This window comes from Exiguobacterium sp. s192, from assembly GCF_018618795.1.
Classification (GTDB): domain Bacteria; phylum Bacillota; class Bacilli; order Exiguobacteriales; family Exiguobacteriaceae; genus Exiguobacterium_A; species Exiguobacterium_A undae.
Genome location: NZ_JACSMS010000004.1, coordinates 124022 through 138126, shown reverse-complemented (window position 1 = coordinate 138126; position 14105 = coordinate 124022). Strand labels below are relative to the sequence as shown.

Genomic DNA, 14105 nt, shown 5'->3' with positions numbered 1-14105 from the left:
GGGTATAGCTTACTGGAGTCATTCATGGAAGGGGACCTGAAGATGAAAGATACATTCAAAGCATTTGTTGTCCGGGAACAGGAGGGGGAGTTGACAGGAGCACTCGAACAGAAGCAGATCGCCGACTTGCCGGCAGGAGACGTGTTGATTCGTGTCGACTACTCGTGCGTCAACTACAAGGATGCGTTGTCCGTCACGGGGAACCGGGGGGTGACGAAACAGTATCCGCATACACCGGGTGTCGATGCAGCAGGTCATGTCGTCAGCTCGACCGATGCACGGTTCCAGGAGGGAACAGCAGTCGTCGTCAATGGATTTGATTTTGGGATGAACACGTCAGGCGGCTTTCAGGAATACATACGTGTCCCCGGGGACTGGATCACACCGTTACCGGACGGACTCACGGCGTTTGAAGCGATGGCGTACGGTACGGCCGGTTTGACCGCCGCGCAGTCAGTAGAGGAACTGTTGCAACGGGTGAAACCGGATGATGGTCCGGTGCTCGTCACAGGCGCGACGGGTGGTGTCGGCAGTGTTGCTGTCGCACTTCTTCTGAAGCTCGGATTCACCGTTCATGCCGTCACGGGAAAAGAAGCGGAAGCAGATCGTTTGAAACAAGCAGGCGTGACGAAAGTATTATCCCGGCAATCGTTTTTGGATGAAACAACGCGTCCCTTGAAGAAGGGAAGTTATGCCGGCATCATCGATACGGTTGGTGGACCGTTGCTTGCGTCCGTTATTCGATATGTCCAATACGGCGGATTAGTCACGACATGCGGCAACGTCGGCGGTGCTGAAATGACGCTGACTGTTTACCCGTTCATCCTGCGCAGCGTTCGCTTGATTGGAATCGATGCCGTCCAAGTACCGGTTTCGGAGCGTACCCGTCTCTGGGAGCACCTCGCAGACGACTGGCGATTACCGGTTCAGGAATGGGTCGAAACAAAAAGTTTACACGATCTTCCGGACGTCGTATCGTCTCTGCTCGACGGAACCCATCAAGGCAGAACTGTCATCGAAATTTAACCACTGTGGACACGTTGTTGGATGGTATAGTGGTTAAAAAGTGTCTCGATCAATTCAGGAGGAACAATAGATGAGTCAAAATGAACAACAAACGGAACAAGAACGCTTATCACGAAAAGAGCGCCGGAAGCAGAAACGGAATCGGCGGAGTGTCGCGCTGGGCGGGATCTTAGCAACCGTCCTGATTGTTGGTGGATGGGGTTACATGGTGTCGACGAATGATGCGAGTCAAGCGACATCGACTGTGGAATCACCTAAGTCCGTCGACGGCGAAAAAGAAAAAGAGACAAACACGGAAAAGTCAGCCTCGACCGATCAAAAGAAAACTGATCAAAAGAAAAAAGAGTCAAAAGCAAAGAAGAAGGCGGATAAACCCGAAATCAGCCAAGCCGCATGGGTAACACGTCCCTTTGCTGATGTCTATCAGGATGCAAACCGGAGCAGCGTCATCTATAAAGCGGATTTAGGTGACGTCTACGAAATTCTGGATGCAGAAAATGGAATGGTGCACTTGAAACTAAGTGATGCTGTCGAAGGATATATTCCGGAAACGGACGTCCGGATGGATGTTCCGTCCGATGTCAAAGACAAGACACTGCTTGCGACGTTACAACAGGTTGTCGCCAATCAACCGATCGAGAAACCGGAACAATATCTTGGTCAGCCGCTTGAGAAATTCGAAGCGAAGTACGGTGCACTTGGAAACACGCAAAAGGATGCCGTCAACACGTATCATTTCTCAAATGCAGGTTATCTGCTTGTCGTATCGGATGGCATTATCGAAGCCATCGACTGGACGAATGCTTCGGCTTCCGGGCTGTCTGCTTTAGGGGAGCCGGTCGTCGAAACGAGTTACGGCACGTGGTATCAGGGCGAAAAACTGCAACTGAAAGCCTTCCCGGACAATGGGTCGACACGATTGCGTCTCGCACGTGATCCCGGAAAATAAGTAAAAGCGGTCTGTCTTTGACAGGTCGCTTTTTTCGCGTAAAAAACCTCCCGAGTCATGGACTCAGGAGGTCGAAAATCCTTGGGAGGAAGTTTTCTTAGTAGACGCCGACAGCATCAAATGATTTGGCAGCGGCTGTTGCTTCTGCACTTGTTGCACCGTAAAGATCTTTTGCCGACTGAATGACTGCCGCACGAAGTGAGCTGAAGTTCGAGTTCGGAGTCAAGTAGACATTAAGCGCACGGTAGTAGATCGCACCAAGTTTCGGTACACCGATTCCTGTAACGGATACATTGTAGAATGTGCCGCCGTTTGCAAGGAGGTACGCTGATTTGTTGATGATACCGGAGTTGATGTGGACACCACCGTTATCTTGTGTTCCTGTGTAGCGTTTTGAGTAGTGGTCCGGATCACCGTAAGCTGCCGGGTTCGACATTGAACGGAGTGCGTCACCGCTTACACCTGGCGTGTAGATGTCTTCACCGACGAGCCAGTCGAAGTTCGATCCGACAGAGTACTCAGCAACCGTACCCATGATATCGGAAACCGCTTCGTTGATGGCACCAGACTCATTTTGATAGACGAGACCAGCTGTGTATTCTGTGACAGCGTGCGTCAATTCGTGCGCAACGACGTCAAGTGCACCAGAGAGAGCAACGAAAGTTGTTCCGTCTCCATCACCGTAAACCATCTTCGTTCCATCCCAGAATGCGTTGTTGTAGTTCGTCGAGTAATGGACCGTCGAATTTAAGCGTGCGCCCGCATTGTCATAACTGTTGCGGCCGTAAGTGTTTTTGTAGAAGTCATACGTTTTTGCTGCGTTGACGTGTGCACTGACGGCAGCGCGGTCGTAAGTAGCGTTGAAGACGTTATCCGCATCTGCCCAGAGTGTTCCCGGAAGTGATGTACGGTTTTTCGCGTCGTATGTGTAGACACCTTTTCCGCGCGTCGTATCTTGAAGATAGTATTTGCCGGCACTCAACGTCGTGTTGAATGTTGCGCTTGTTCCGAGTACTGTCGTACCAGTTGCGTGAGCCAGTTGGTCGAATTTGTTGATGACCTTGCCTGAGTTCGCATCGATGAAGTATGTCCAGCGTGACGGCTCGCCGCCTGCTAAGACAGTCGATGTGATTTTGTAAGCATAGACCGCATCATTTTTAACTGGATAGATGACGAGTTCAGCTTTTGGAGCCACTTCGAATTCAGTTGCTTTGATTGCTTTTTTGTATAGTTTGAGTGCTTTCTTTTCAGAGATTGCTGCTTTTTTAGCGAGACCTGGTTTTCCTTTGACGTCAACGGCATCGTTGACGACTGCTTTTAATGTACCGTCTTTCGCAACGTTACCGACGACGACACTACCGAAGACCGGGACGCCATCCACTTCTTGTTGGAGACGTACGATGTTAGAAGATCCATCTTTTTGGACATCTTGTACAGAGAAGTCACCTTTTTTATTGACGTACTCTTTGACGATCGATGCAGCAGGTTCTGATGAAGCTTTCGTCAGCTTACCAGATTGAAGACCTTCTGCTCCGACGACTGTAGGAACGACAAGTACACTTGCGACAAGCGATGTAGCGAGAAACTTTTTCAAAATAAATCGCCTCCTTGTTTGGGTTGAGTCTAACTATGCCAAAGAAAGGAGAAACCGAGAATAAGCTGTTCGCATTAATTAGAATTTTCAGATTATAGTACTTAATACCCGTACTGAATAGTTAAGTGACCGAAAAAAATAGAAGAAGACAATAAAAAAACCGCTTCAGACAGCGGTTTTAGAGAATGCGTTGATAGAGATGATGTGTCTTGTCACGTGTCTCATCAATTTTAAAATCAAGCGGGTCAAGGGTGATTCCCTGCTTCTGAGCAAACCGTTGAATCTTTTCAAACGATTTCCAAATCTCGATATCGGGACCTTCATGTTTCCAGAACACGTAACGGGCAGATGGAATATGATGTCCTTTCATGCCTTTTGGGACATGATCTAGCGAAGCAACGGGAAGACCGATACATTGTGTATGTTTCGTCCCGCGTTGTCCGAGCGATAAATCGAGCGGATAACTGCCCGGTTCTGCGGGAATCTCATGTGAGCGACGTGAGAACTCACGCCATAATTCCGGCATCAAGGTATGCAGTTCATTTTCTTCGCAAGTCAGACCAAGTCCGATGACATACAGTTCGTGACGATCCACAATTTTAGGATGCATGAGAAACTCCTTTCATGATGATCAAGAGGCAGTAATGACAGAACGTCTCTTCAAATCCAGGAACAGTTGCGTAAAGGAAGCATCCCACTGTGTCCCGCTACCGTCTTCCAAGATAGCGAGTGCTTTTTCGACGGGCATTCCTTTTCGGTAGGGACGATCGGATGTCATGGCGTCATAGGCATCGGCAATCGCCATGATGCGTCCGAAGACAGGAATCGCTTCACCGGCTAATCCTTCTGGGTATCCTTTTCCATCATAGCGTTCATGGTGGTACTTTACCCCGGGAAGAATCGGTTGTAACTTCATTGGAAGATGAACTTGCGATAGAATGTGCACCCCGATGACGGGATGTTGTTTGATTTTATCGAATTCCTTTTCCGTCAATCGTCCTTCCTTCAAGAGCACATCATCCCGGATGCCGATTTTTCCGATGTCATGCAAGAGGGCCGATTTACGTAACAACTCGACTTGATCGTCGGCTAATCCGGCGGCACGGGCGATCTCAACCGAGTATTCTGCGACACGTAACGAATGTCCGGCTGTATAAGGATCACGGGCATCAAGCGTCGCGGCAAACAAGGTAAATAAGCTGTCGAGCAATTGTTCATTTTCCTGATCCCGGCCTTGGATGCCTTCGACCATTAAGTTGAATCCGCCGATCAATTGAGAGAATTCATCGGAAAACGGATTAGCGATCGTATTCAATTGTCCGGATTTAATCTGGGCGACGCCGTCCTGCAGAGCCAAAATCGGCTTTTTGATATTTTCATATAGAAGTAAACTGCAGAATGTGGCAAGACACAGGATGACGATCAAAATCAACGTCGACCAACTCCAGTAGGAACGCAAACTTTCGTTTTCCGTCAATTGGACGGCAGAGGCGAGAACGAATAACAGGATCGGAAAAACACCGATGATCAAGGTGCTGATCAACATCTTTTGGCGGAGGCTGATAAAATCCTTTTTGGTCAGCATCAGCTCACCGTAACCACGCATGCGAGCCTGCGTCGTTAGTTCTGCTAACATCGCTTCCGTCACACGGTACGTCAGAAAGAATTCAATCAAGGCGTGTAAAATCGCGACAAGTACAGCACCGAAACAAGCGAGACCAATCAGATAATAGGGCATATCGAGCCATCCAAAACGGATTGCAAGAGCCGTCAATCCGGATGAAGGAATCGAAAGACCGAGGAAGTGTGGACCAAGAATCCGTCTGATCGTCAACAACGGGAAGCGGTGGGTCGTCCGAAAAGCAGCAGTCAGTTGCTCCTGACTCGGAAAGGCGTTTTGGAAAACTTGATAAAGCGGACGCATATGTTTTTTGTAAACCGTATATTCAAAACTGAACATCGTAATGACGGAAATCGTCATGATCGTCAATAAAACCACCCGTTCACGTACATCAAAGGTCAGTGTTTCAAAGATGAAGAGACAACCGACACCAAACACGGCGACGAATGAGCCGATCAAATAGTTTTTTAAAAGCTGGCGTTCGAATTTCTGTAGAGGTGACATGAAAGTCCTCCTTCAATAAAATATGAAATCAAGATTGGTTCTGTATGTATGAAGATTGATGGCTGGGACAAAGAAAAAGACAGGCTGTTTATTACATCTATCGGCAGATTTTAAAAAACATGAACTAAATCCCAAAAATAGGTATGGTTACAAAGCACTAATTGTTTGAAATTTGATTGATTAACGGAATAAAACAATTTATGATTTGAATATTCAGAAAAGTTCACTTAGTTTACTTTTCACTACTACATAGGGGGTCAGTTCACGTGGGAAAAAAGAAACAGCTTAGTCTAGCCGTCTTGTCCGGCATCACCGCGGCTGCATTTGCCGTCGGTCCAGTTTTACCTGGTGGGAAGGTAAAATCGGTTGAGGCTGCTGAAAAAGTCGCAGCAGGAGCACCGATGGACTTGAACACGGTCGATCAGGAACGCTTATTGAAAGTGCTTGAAAAACGTGGGGTCGTCTCAAAAGCAGCATCAGCAGAAGCAAAACAAAAGGCTGTTCAAAAGTACTTGGACAAAAAAGCCAACGGAAAACCGACTGTTGATCATGAAGAGCATGATCACGAATCAGGTAAAGAAGAAGCATTTGATCAAAAAACAAAAGACTTTTTGACGAAACAAAAAGAACAGTTGGCAAAACAACTCAAGAAAAATCATAACAACTACAAAAAGGGTAAAAAGGATGGTTTTGTCAAAGTCGATAAAGCCAAACAAGCACCTTATAACGGCGCTGTCCGCTCAGACAAAGTCCTTGTTTTGTTAACAGAGTACAGCGATTTCAAGCATAACAACGTCGTCCAAGAGGAAGGCTATATGTATGCGGACAACTTTAATAAAGAACATTACGAAAAATTGATGTTCGGTGACGAAGAGTTCAAATTGTTTAATGGAGAGAAAGTCAAAACGTTTAAACAATATTATGAAGAACAATCAGGCGGAAGTTATACGGTCGACGGGAAAGTATCCGATTGGTTGACAGTTCCAGGGACAGCAAAAGATTACGGTGCAGACAGTCCAAAAGGTGGAAACGATAACCTCGGACCAAAAGGACCACGTGATCTCGTCAAGGATACGTTGAATGCGGCTGTCAAAGCAGGCATCAACCTGGCCGATTACGATACGTTTGATCAATATGACATCGACGGCGACGGTAACTTCAATGAGCCGGATGGTCTGGTCGATCACTTGATGATCATACATGCCGGAACCGGTCAAGAAGCAGGTGGCGGTAAGCTTGGTGATGATGCGATCTGGTCACACCGTTGGACACTTGGGAATGTCTATCCGGTCGAAAACACGACTTCGAACTCAACAAACTGGGGCGGCAAAATGGCGGCTTATGACTACACAGTGCAACCAGAAGACGGCGCAGTCGGCGTTTTTGCGCATGAATTTGGTCACGATTTAGGTCTTCCGGATGAGTACGATACACAGTACACAGGCCAAGGCGAGCCGGTGGCTTCATGGTCGATCATGAGTGGCGGTAGCTGGAACGGAAACGTAGCCGGGACAGAACCAACAAGTTTCTCACCACAAAACAAAGAGTACTTCCAAACATTGATGGGCGGAAACTGGGCGAACATTCAAACCGTCGACTTTGATTCGCTCTCAAAAGCGGGAACAGCTTCTTACCTGGATCAAAGTGTCACGAAATCAAAAAATCCAGGGATCATCAAAGTCAACTTACCGAAAAAACCGGTCAAAGGCATTGCGCCGGCATTCGGTAAAAAATACTACTACAGCACGAAAGGTAACGATCTCCACACGTCAATGACATCACCGGAATTCGATTTGACGGCAGCAAAATCAGCGAAATTTGATTACAAAGCGTACTTCGACGTCGAATTCGACTATGACTTCTTGGAAGTCACGGCAACAGCTGACGGCGTATCAAAAGTCATCGATGTCATCGGAGATGAAGATACGGATGGCGATCAGCGTGCCGAATCTTCAAAAGGTGCATGGGTCGACAAATCGTATGATCTCAGTGAATTTGCCGGCAAAAAAGTCACGTTGACGTTTGACTATACAGGGGATGCGGGTCTTGCCCTGGACGGTTTCGCACTTGATAACGCGAAATTGACAGTCGACGGAAAAGTCGTCTTTGAAGATGATGCAGAAGGTACACCGAAATTTAAATTAGACGGATTCATTGCTTCTGATGGTTTCAGTTATGCCGATAACGCATACTACCTCGAATGGCGGAACTATGCAGGCTCAGACAAAGCGCTTGAGCATGCACGCGGTGTCAAGTACAACACAGGTCTCGTTGTATGGTATGCCGACAGCAGCTTTACGGATAACTGGGTTGGTGTTCACCCGGGTGAAGGTTTCCTCGGTGTCGTCGATTCGCATCCTGAAGCGATCGTCGGAACGCTTAAAGGACAACCGGTCGTTGCAGGAAGCACGCGTTACCAAATCGCGGATGCTGCTTTCAGCTATGATAAAGCACCGGCTTGGGTCATCGATTCGCCGACACGTGGTCTGTACGACTACAAAGGACTTGCAGGTGTCACGAAGTTTGATGATTCAAAATCGTACATCAATCAGTTGATCCCGGATGCAGGAAAACTGCTTCCGAACAACGGTCTTAAAATTCAAGTCATCGGTGAAGCGAAAGATAACTCAGCAGGAGCTGTCTGGATCCATCGTTAAGAAACAGAAGCAGGTTCGGATCATTCCGAATCTGCTTTTTTGCTTGAAAAGTGGAATCAATTGGAAAAAATACTGGTCAGACAACTTGACTTTTAAAGCGCAATCATTCTATACTAGCGGTAGCTTAATATTGTTATTGTCACTACTGATTCACATTGCGTCACGAACAATCTTTTCGTCGCTCCATGTATTTCGGGACAATAATGAATTTCTTTCATATGCCGTGCATATGTATTAAGTAATTTATTTTTGGAGGTTGTTCCCATGAACACAGGTAAAGTAAAATGGTTTAACGCAGAAAAAGGTTTCGGTTTCATCGAAGTTGAAGGCGGAGAAGACGTATTCGTACATTTCTCAGCAATCACTGGTGAAGGCTTCAAATCACTTGACGAAGGTCAAGAAGTTGAATTTGAAATCACTGAAGGCGCACGTGGAGCACAAGCTGCTAACGTCGTAAAACTTTAATTTTAACTATTCAATCGTCCTTTTTCGAAAGGGCGATTTTTTTAATGAGTTAATATCTTGAATTCAAGATAAATGTGCGATATACTGACGGTACGAATTAAAAACAACCAAAAGGACGTGACAAACATGGAGTTACTCGGTATTCATCATGTGTCAATCTTAACCGGAATGGCAGAGCGGAATTATCAGTTTTATACACAAATTCTTGGGATGCGTCTCATCAAAAAAACCGTCAATCAGGACGACACGACATCGTATCACCTTTTTTACGGAGATGCTGAAGGCAATCCGGGGACGGATCTGACGTTTTTTGATATCCCGCATCTCGGGACGGGTGTACCGGGTGCTTCGAGTATTTCTTCGACATCACTCCGTGTCAAAACGACGGAATCACTCAAGTTTTGGACAGAGCGTTTTACAGCACAAGGAATCGATCATGATGCCATCGTGGAACGGGCAGGGCGGCAAACGCTTGCTTTTCGTGATCAAGAAGGCACTCGGTTGATTCTCGTTGCAGAAGATGGGGAACAAGGTGTCGCAGGTGGTGTACCTTGGAAACACGAGGAGATTCCGGCGGAGCATGCCATCGTCGGATTAGGTGCCGTAACATTGACCGTCAATGATCCGGCACCAACAGCACTCGTCTTGACAGAAGTGATGGGCTTTAAAAAAGTCGGAAGTTATCCGTCGCTTGCCGGTGATTTTGCAGAGATTGAAGTCTACTCGACAGGACAAGGCGGAATCGGCGCTGAGGTACATCTCGAAGCCCGTCCGGATCTCGACCGGGAACGCTTGGGTCGTGGTGGTGTCCATCATGTCGCCTTCCGTGTTCCGAACAGTGCAGAGTATGATTTATGGGTGGAACGGCTCAACCAGTATCGTCTGCCGAATTCGGGGAAGGTCGACCGCCACTATTTCCAAGCACTGTATTTCCGGGAACCGAACCACATCTTATTTGAGTTATCCACGGATACACCTGGATTTGCGACAGATGAATCGGTCGAAACGCTTGGCGAGACATTGGCACTTCCACCGTTCCTCGAGCCAATGCGCCAAGAGATTGAAGCACGACTCCGTCCGCTCGAAATCTGACAATCCTGTGACACAGGTCACAGACCGGCTGACGTCCCGTATACTAAAAGAAGTAAACAGGAAAAAGGAGTGACGGGATGTTAGGAACTACGTTAGGTCAATTTCGATTGATTGCCGTGTTAGAGGGGATTTCATTTTTGGTCTTGTTGTTGATTGCGATGCCGTTAAAATATATGGCGGGCATACCGGAAGCCGTTTCAGTCGTCGGTGCCCTGCACGGTGTCTTGTTCGTCATGTATGCACTATGGTTAGCCGTCGTTAAATTTAAATACCGTTGGTCGTTTGTAAAAGCAGGGATCGCCTTTATCGCTTCGTTTATTCCATTTGGTACATTTGTACTTGATCGAAAGTTAAAACAGGAAGCAATGAACGCGTAAATTGTGTATACTAGTAAAAGCACGGCTGTGGATAACTGTTTTTGTCGATTCGAAGCAGGTTATCCACAGCTTTTTTCTGTGGATAATTTTTAGGAGGATACTATGTCAACATTTGAAGCATTACACATTCAAGAACAATGGGTGAAAAAATTACAAAAACAAGGCATTAAACAACCGACACCGATTCAGGAACAGGCGATTCCGCACTTACTGGCGGGTCGTGACTTAATAGGAAAAGCACAAACCGGGACAGGGAAGACGCTTGCGTTCTTATTGCCGATCCTTGAACAAATCGATTTAGAGAGCAAAACCGTCCAAGCGTTAATCGTCGCACCGACACGAGAACTTGCGCGTCAGATTGCGGACGAAACACACAAGTTGATCCGGAACATGGAAGACATCCGTGCACTTGCTGTGTACGGTGGACAAGATGTGTTCAAACAAATCCAACGTCTCGGCCGGATGCCGCAAATCATCATCGGGACACCAGGTCGGATTTTAGATCACGTCGGACGGGGAACACTTGATTTGAGTGAACTCAAGACGCTGGTCTTGGATGAAGCCGATCAAATGCTGCAAATCGGATTTTTACCGGAAATCGAAGATATCATCGCGGCAGCACCTGTCGATCGTCAATTCGTCATGTTATCCGCGACGATGCCGCCGAAAGTCGAGCAACTCGCGAAAACGTATCTTCGCGATCCAATCGAAGTCCAAGTCGAAGCTGAAAAAGTAACGGTCGATGCGATTGAACAGTTTGTCGTCGAGACGACAGACCGTCGTAAACAGGCAACACTTCGGACGATGCTTGATGAGATGCGTCCCTATGCCGCCATCATCTTCTGCCGGACACAACGCCGTGTCAGCAAGCTGAACGAAGAATTACAGATGCAAGGATATCCGACGGATGAATTGCACGGTGGTTTGACACAAGGAAAACGTGAAAAGGCAATGGCGAAGTTCTACCAAGGCAAAACACCGTTTTTGATCGCGACGGATGTCGCGTCACGTGGTCTTGATGTCACGGGTGTCACACACGTCTTCAACTATGATTTACCGGATGATGCCGAAAGCTACGTCCACCGGATTGGTCGGACGGGACGTGCCGGAAACGACGGCGTGGCGATTTCAATCGTCACACCAAGAGACGGTCGGAGTTTCCGCGACATGGAACGCGAGCTTGGGGTCGAAGTCACACCAATCGTCGTCGAATTATCGGACGAGATGATTCGTGCGCAACATGACCAAAGCAAAGGAACAAAGGCTCCAGCAGAAGGCCGTGGCAATACACGCCGCTCGAGCAACCGCCGTCCAGGACGTGCGCACCGTAAATAAGTGAATTTAAAAAGCCCTCTTATCCACGGATAGGAGGGCTTTTTTTGTCATATCTGATTATTTGGCATACACCATCTGTCCGCCGAGATGACCGGTATACGCAAGCAGACCACTGCCGACGACGGCAACCAGTAAACTCAACATCAGCATCGTTTTTTTGCTTGACCGGTAGCCCAGCAGCAAGAAGACAAACGCGATCCCAAAAGCGACAAGACTGAATAACGCAAAGTGTTCATGATTCTCGACAGCAGCATGCGTTACACTGCTGAGATTGGCTTCTGCATATTCTTCTGCACCGTCACCGGACAAATAAGCGGCTGCCCCGGTCAAGAGACCTGCGAATAAGGTGATCAAGACAAATAATTTTAACTGGACCCATTTCAAACTGAATACCAACAGAACGGTCGCAAACAGTAACAGTGCGATTGGAGCGTGGACGAGTAAGGGATGGAGCGGTACACCAGCTAACATATGAAAACCCTCCTTGATAGTAATGAGAACATACTCTTACTGTAACGAGGTTATCTGACAGTTAGCTGACGGTCCATCAAGGAATTGGAAAAACAATCGTGAAGCGTGTTCCTTCATCTGGTGTCGAATCCAGTAAGATGACGGCTTCATGTGCATCCGCAATGGACCGGGCAATTGCCAGGCCAAGCCCGGTCCCGGTCCCGTGCCGCGCATGATCGCCCCGGAAAAAGCGTTCAAACACTTTTTCCTGATTTTCTTTCGGAATCCCGATGCCGTGATCGGTGATGCTCAACCGGATATCAGAGGAAGTGTGTTGCAACCGGACTTCGATGTCCGCATCGCTGTAAGCAGCGGCATTTTCTAAAAAAATCGTCACCAGTCGAATCAACTGATTCCGGTCGCCTTTGATGGAAAGGTCAGCAGCCACGTCAAGATGAAGTGTACGACCGGCTAAAGTGTGGCGGAAGCGGTCGGCGGTTTGCGTGACGAGTGTACTCATGTCGAGCAACGACATCGGACCGGGATGACCTTCCCGGGCGAGTAACAGTAAATCGGAGACCAGGTATTGCATCGAGGCGGTCTCTGACTTCAAATCATGTAAAATCGTTTTTCCTTCCGCGCTGAGCGGTTCGGTCTCCAATAGTTCAATGCCACTGTATAAAATCGTTAAAGGAGTACGCAGTTCATGGGACGCATCAGACGTAAAACGCCGTTGCCGATCAAAGGCTTGTTGGACCGGTAAGACGGATCGACCGGCCAAGACATAGCTGACACCCATTAAGACGAGTGTGGAAAGAACGGTGATTCCCGCCAACATCGCGATCAACCGTTCCAACGTATCTTCTGTCGCCGAGATGTCCTTTAAAAGAAGGGTGGATCCTTCCGGACTGGTCCGTTGATAAAGCAAAAAATGCTGACCGTCGGAAAAAATCTTTTCGGTCATTTTGTTTGAATTCAGGAATTTTCGGACATGTTCTTTTGGCAGATCGTCGGGCAGTCGTGTATAGCGTTCCGTCCCATCCGGATTAAAGAGCTGAAAATAAATCGGATCCCGGATCACACGATCTTCCCCGTGTTCGATGCGTTCGAACAGATCACGATTCGAAACCGACTTCAATTGGTTCAACTCCGTTTGATCCAGCAACCGGGCGGTCGTGAAATAGACCCCGATTAAAATCAAAATCAACAATAATAAAAACGTGCCGCTAAACAATAACGTCAAGCGTTTCCGGATCGTCTCAAGCATGTGGATCACCGAGCCGGTAGCCGAAACCACGGACGGTTTTGATCAGGGAAGGTGCACCTGCTGCATCCAGTTTTTTGCGGACAAGCCGAACAAGTGCATCGAGCGCATTGTCGGTAATATCGGCCCCGATGCCCCAGACGACTTCAATGATCAATTCCCGCCCCATCACCTGTTCCGGACGACGCAGTAACAACGATAAAAACTCGAACTCACGGCGCGTCAAATCAAGGGGGTGGTGGGCATAGGAAATCGTCTGCGTCGTAATATCGAGTTCCAGTTCCTGATAAGAAACGATCGAGATGAATGCTTTTTTCTGACGGCGGCTCAGGGCACGGAGTCTGGCTAACAGCTCGTTTGCCTGAAACGGTTTGACGAGATAATCGTCGGCCCCGCTGTCGAGTCCATGGACCAAATCAATTTCCGTATCGCGTGCGGTCAACATCAGGATACCGCCCTCGAAGCGTTCCCCCCGCAACTCGGTTGCAACTTCAATGCCACTTTTATGCGGCATCATCCAATCGAGGACAAGCAAATCATAACGAAACGTCTGACACTGTTCGATGGCCGTTACCCCGTCATGTGCGACATCCACCTGGTAACCGGCGCGTTCAAGATGAAGGCGTAACATTTTAGCCAGACGTTCATCATCTTCTGCAATCAAGACCCGCATCCTCATTCCCCCTGTCCCGTCGTTTTTCTTATTATCCCACAGTTGTCATCAGCTAGTTGTCAGTTTTTATCGATACAGTAAAGATAACAGGAAACGAG

At 47.8% G+C, this 14105-nt stretch carries 13 protein-coding genes; 7 read left to right on the top strand and 6 right to left on the bottom strand.

What is annotated here, in order from left to right; all coding sequences use genetic code 11:
• Window positions 1-42 precede the first annotated feature (42 nt).
• Window positions 43-1026, top strand: a complete 984-nt coding sequence (locus KNP87_RS09300; protein WP_214721501.1) for a YhdH/YhfP family quinone oxidoreductase — start codon at window positions 43-45, stop codon at window positions 1024-1026.
• A 70-nt stretch (window positions 1027-1096) separates the two neighbouring features.
• Window positions 1097-1975, top strand: a complete 879-nt coding sequence (locus KNP87_RS09295) for a hypothetical protein (RefSeq protein ID WP_119923450.1) — start codon at window positions 1097-1099, stop codon at window positions 1973-1975.
• Between the two features lie 97 nt (window positions 1976-2072).
• Here KNP87_RS09295 and KNP87_RS09290 read toward each other — a convergent pair whose 3' ends face one another.
• The 3 genes from KNP87_RS09290 to KNP87_RS09280 all read right to left on the bottom strand — a co-directional run bounded on the left by KNP87_RS09290 (window position 2073) and on the right by KNP87_RS09280 (window position 5694).
• On the bottom strand, window positions 2073-3569 hold the full coding sequence (locus KNP87_RS09290; RefSeq protein ID WP_026831686.1) for a M4 family metallopeptidase: 1497 nt from the start codon (window positions 3567-3569) through the stop codon (window positions 2073-2075).
• Window positions 3570-3747: 178 nt separating this feature from the next.
• Entirely contained in the window at window positions 3748-4179 is a 432-nt protein-coding gene (locus KNP87_RS09285; protein ID WP_026831687.1) for a GyrI-like domain-containing protein, read from the bottom strand.
• Between the two features lie 21 nt (window positions 4180-4200).
• Complete coding sequence (locus KNP87_RS09280; RefSeq protein WP_214721500.1) at window positions 4201-5694, bottom strand: HD-GYP domain-containing protein; 1494 nt, start codon at window positions 5692-5694, stop codon at window positions 4201-4203.
• A gap of 266 nt (window positions 5695-5960) precedes the next feature.
• Here KNP87_RS09280 and KNP87_RS09275 point away from each other — a divergent pair, with 266 nt between their 5' ends.
• The 5 genes from KNP87_RS09275 (at window position 5961) to KNP87_RS09255 (ending at window position 11620) form a co-directional block, all read left to right on the top strand.
• On the top strand, window positions 5961-8351 hold the full coding sequence (locus KNP87_RS09275) for an immune inhibitor A domain-containing protein (protein WP_214721499.1): 2391 nt from the start codon (window positions 5961-5963) through the stop codon (window positions 8349-8351).
• A 264-nt stretch (window positions 8352-8615) separates the two neighbouring features.
• Window positions 8616-8816 carry a cold-shock protein gene (locus tag KNP87_RS09270; protein WP_012371797.1) on the top strand — a complete coding sequence of 67 codons (201 nt, stop codon included), beginning with the start codon at window positions 8616-8618 and terminating at the stop codon, window positions 8814-8816.
• A gap of 126 nt (window positions 8817-8942) precedes the next feature.
• Complete coding sequence (locus KNP87_RS09265; RefSeq protein WP_214721498.1) at window positions 8943-9908, top strand: ring-cleaving dioxygenase; 966 nt, start codon at window positions 8943-8945, stop codon at window positions 9906-9908.
• 77 nt (window positions 9909-9985) lie between these two features.
• The gene (locus KNP87_RS09260; protein WP_026831691.1) at window positions 9986-10285 is read left to right on the top strand and encodes a DUF3817 domain-containing protein; all 300 of its coding nucleotides are present in this window, start codon (window positions 9986-9988) and stop codon (window positions 10283-10285) included.
• Window positions 10286-10387: 102 nt separating this feature from the next.
• Window positions 10388-11620, top strand: a complete 1233-nt coding sequence (locus KNP87_RS09255) for a DEAD/DEAH box helicase (protein WP_026831692.1) — start codon at window positions 10388-10390, stop codon at window positions 11618-11620.
• Between the two features lie 57 nt (window positions 11621-11677).
• Here KNP87_RS09255 and KNP87_RS09250 read toward each other — a convergent pair whose 3' ends face one another.
• The 3 genes from KNP87_RS09250 to KNP87_RS09240 form a co-directional block, all read right to left on the bottom strand.
• A complete protein-coding gene (locus tag KNP87_RS09250) occupies window positions 11678-12091 on the bottom strand; it encodes a DUF2231 domain-containing protein (protein WP_026831693.1) in 414 nt (137 codons plus the stop codon).
• A 76-nt stretch (window positions 12092-12167) separates the two neighbouring features.
• A complete protein-coding gene (locus tag KNP87_RS09245; protein ID WP_214721497.1) occupies window positions 12168-13337 on the bottom strand; it encodes a sensor histidine kinase in 1170 nt (389 codons plus the stop codon).
• Complete coding sequence (locus tag KNP87_RS09240; protein ID WP_214721496.1) at window positions 13330-14007, bottom strand: response regulator transcription factor; 678 nt, start codon at window positions 14005-14007, stop codon at window positions 13330-13332. The genes KNP87_RS09245 and KNP87_RS09240 overlap by 8 nt, the downstream gene beginning before the upstream one ends.
• Window positions 14008-14105 lie beyond the last annotated feature (98 nt).

Excerpts from the sequence above, each read along its gene's own strand:
- KNP87_RS09300 (WP_214721501.1), top strand. The coding sequence starts at position 43 with ATGAAAGATACATTCAAAGCATTTGTTGTCCGGGAACAGGAGGGGGAG.
- KNP87_RS09295 (WP_119923450.1), top strand. The coding sequence starts at position 1,097 with ATGAGTCAAAATGAACAACAAACGGAACAAGAACGCTTATCACGAAAA.
- KNP87_RS09285 (WP_026831687.1), bottom strand. The coding sequence starts at position 4,179 with ATGCATCCTAAAATTGTGGATCGTCACGAACTGTATGTCATCGGACTT.
- KNP87_RS09280 (WP_214721500.1), bottom strand. The coding sequence starts at position 5,694 with ATGTCACCTCTACAGAAATTCGAACGCCAGCTTTTAAAAAACTATTTG.
- KNP87_RS09270 (WP_012371797.1), top strand. The coding sequence starts at position 8,616 with ATGAACACAGGTAAAGTAAAATGGTTTAACGCAGAAAAAGGTTTCGGT.
- KNP87_RS09265 (WP_214721498.1), top strand. The coding sequence starts at position 8,943 with ATGGAGTTACTCGGTATTCATCATGTGTCAATCTTAACCGGAATGGCA.
- KNP87_RS09260 (WP_026831691.1), top strand. The coding sequence starts at position 9,986 with ATGTTAGGAACTACGTTAGGTCAATTTCGATTGATTGCCGTGTTAGAG.
- KNP87_RS09255 (WP_026831692.1), top strand. The coding sequence starts at position 10,388 with ATGTCAACATTTGAAGCATTACACATTCAAGAACAATGGGTGAAAAAA.
- KNP87_RS09250 (WP_026831693.1), bottom strand. The coding sequence starts at position 12,091 with ATGTTAGCTGGTGTACCGCTCCATCCCTTACTCGTCCACGCTCCAATC.
- KNP87_RS09245 (WP_214721497.1), bottom strand. The coding sequence starts at position 13,337 with ATGCTTGAGACGATCCGGAAACGCTTGACGTTATTGTTTAGCGGCACG.
- KNP87_RS09240 (WP_214721496.1), bottom strand. The coding sequence starts at position 14,007 with ATGCGGGTCTTGATTGCAGAAGATGATGAACGTCTGGCTAAAATGTTA.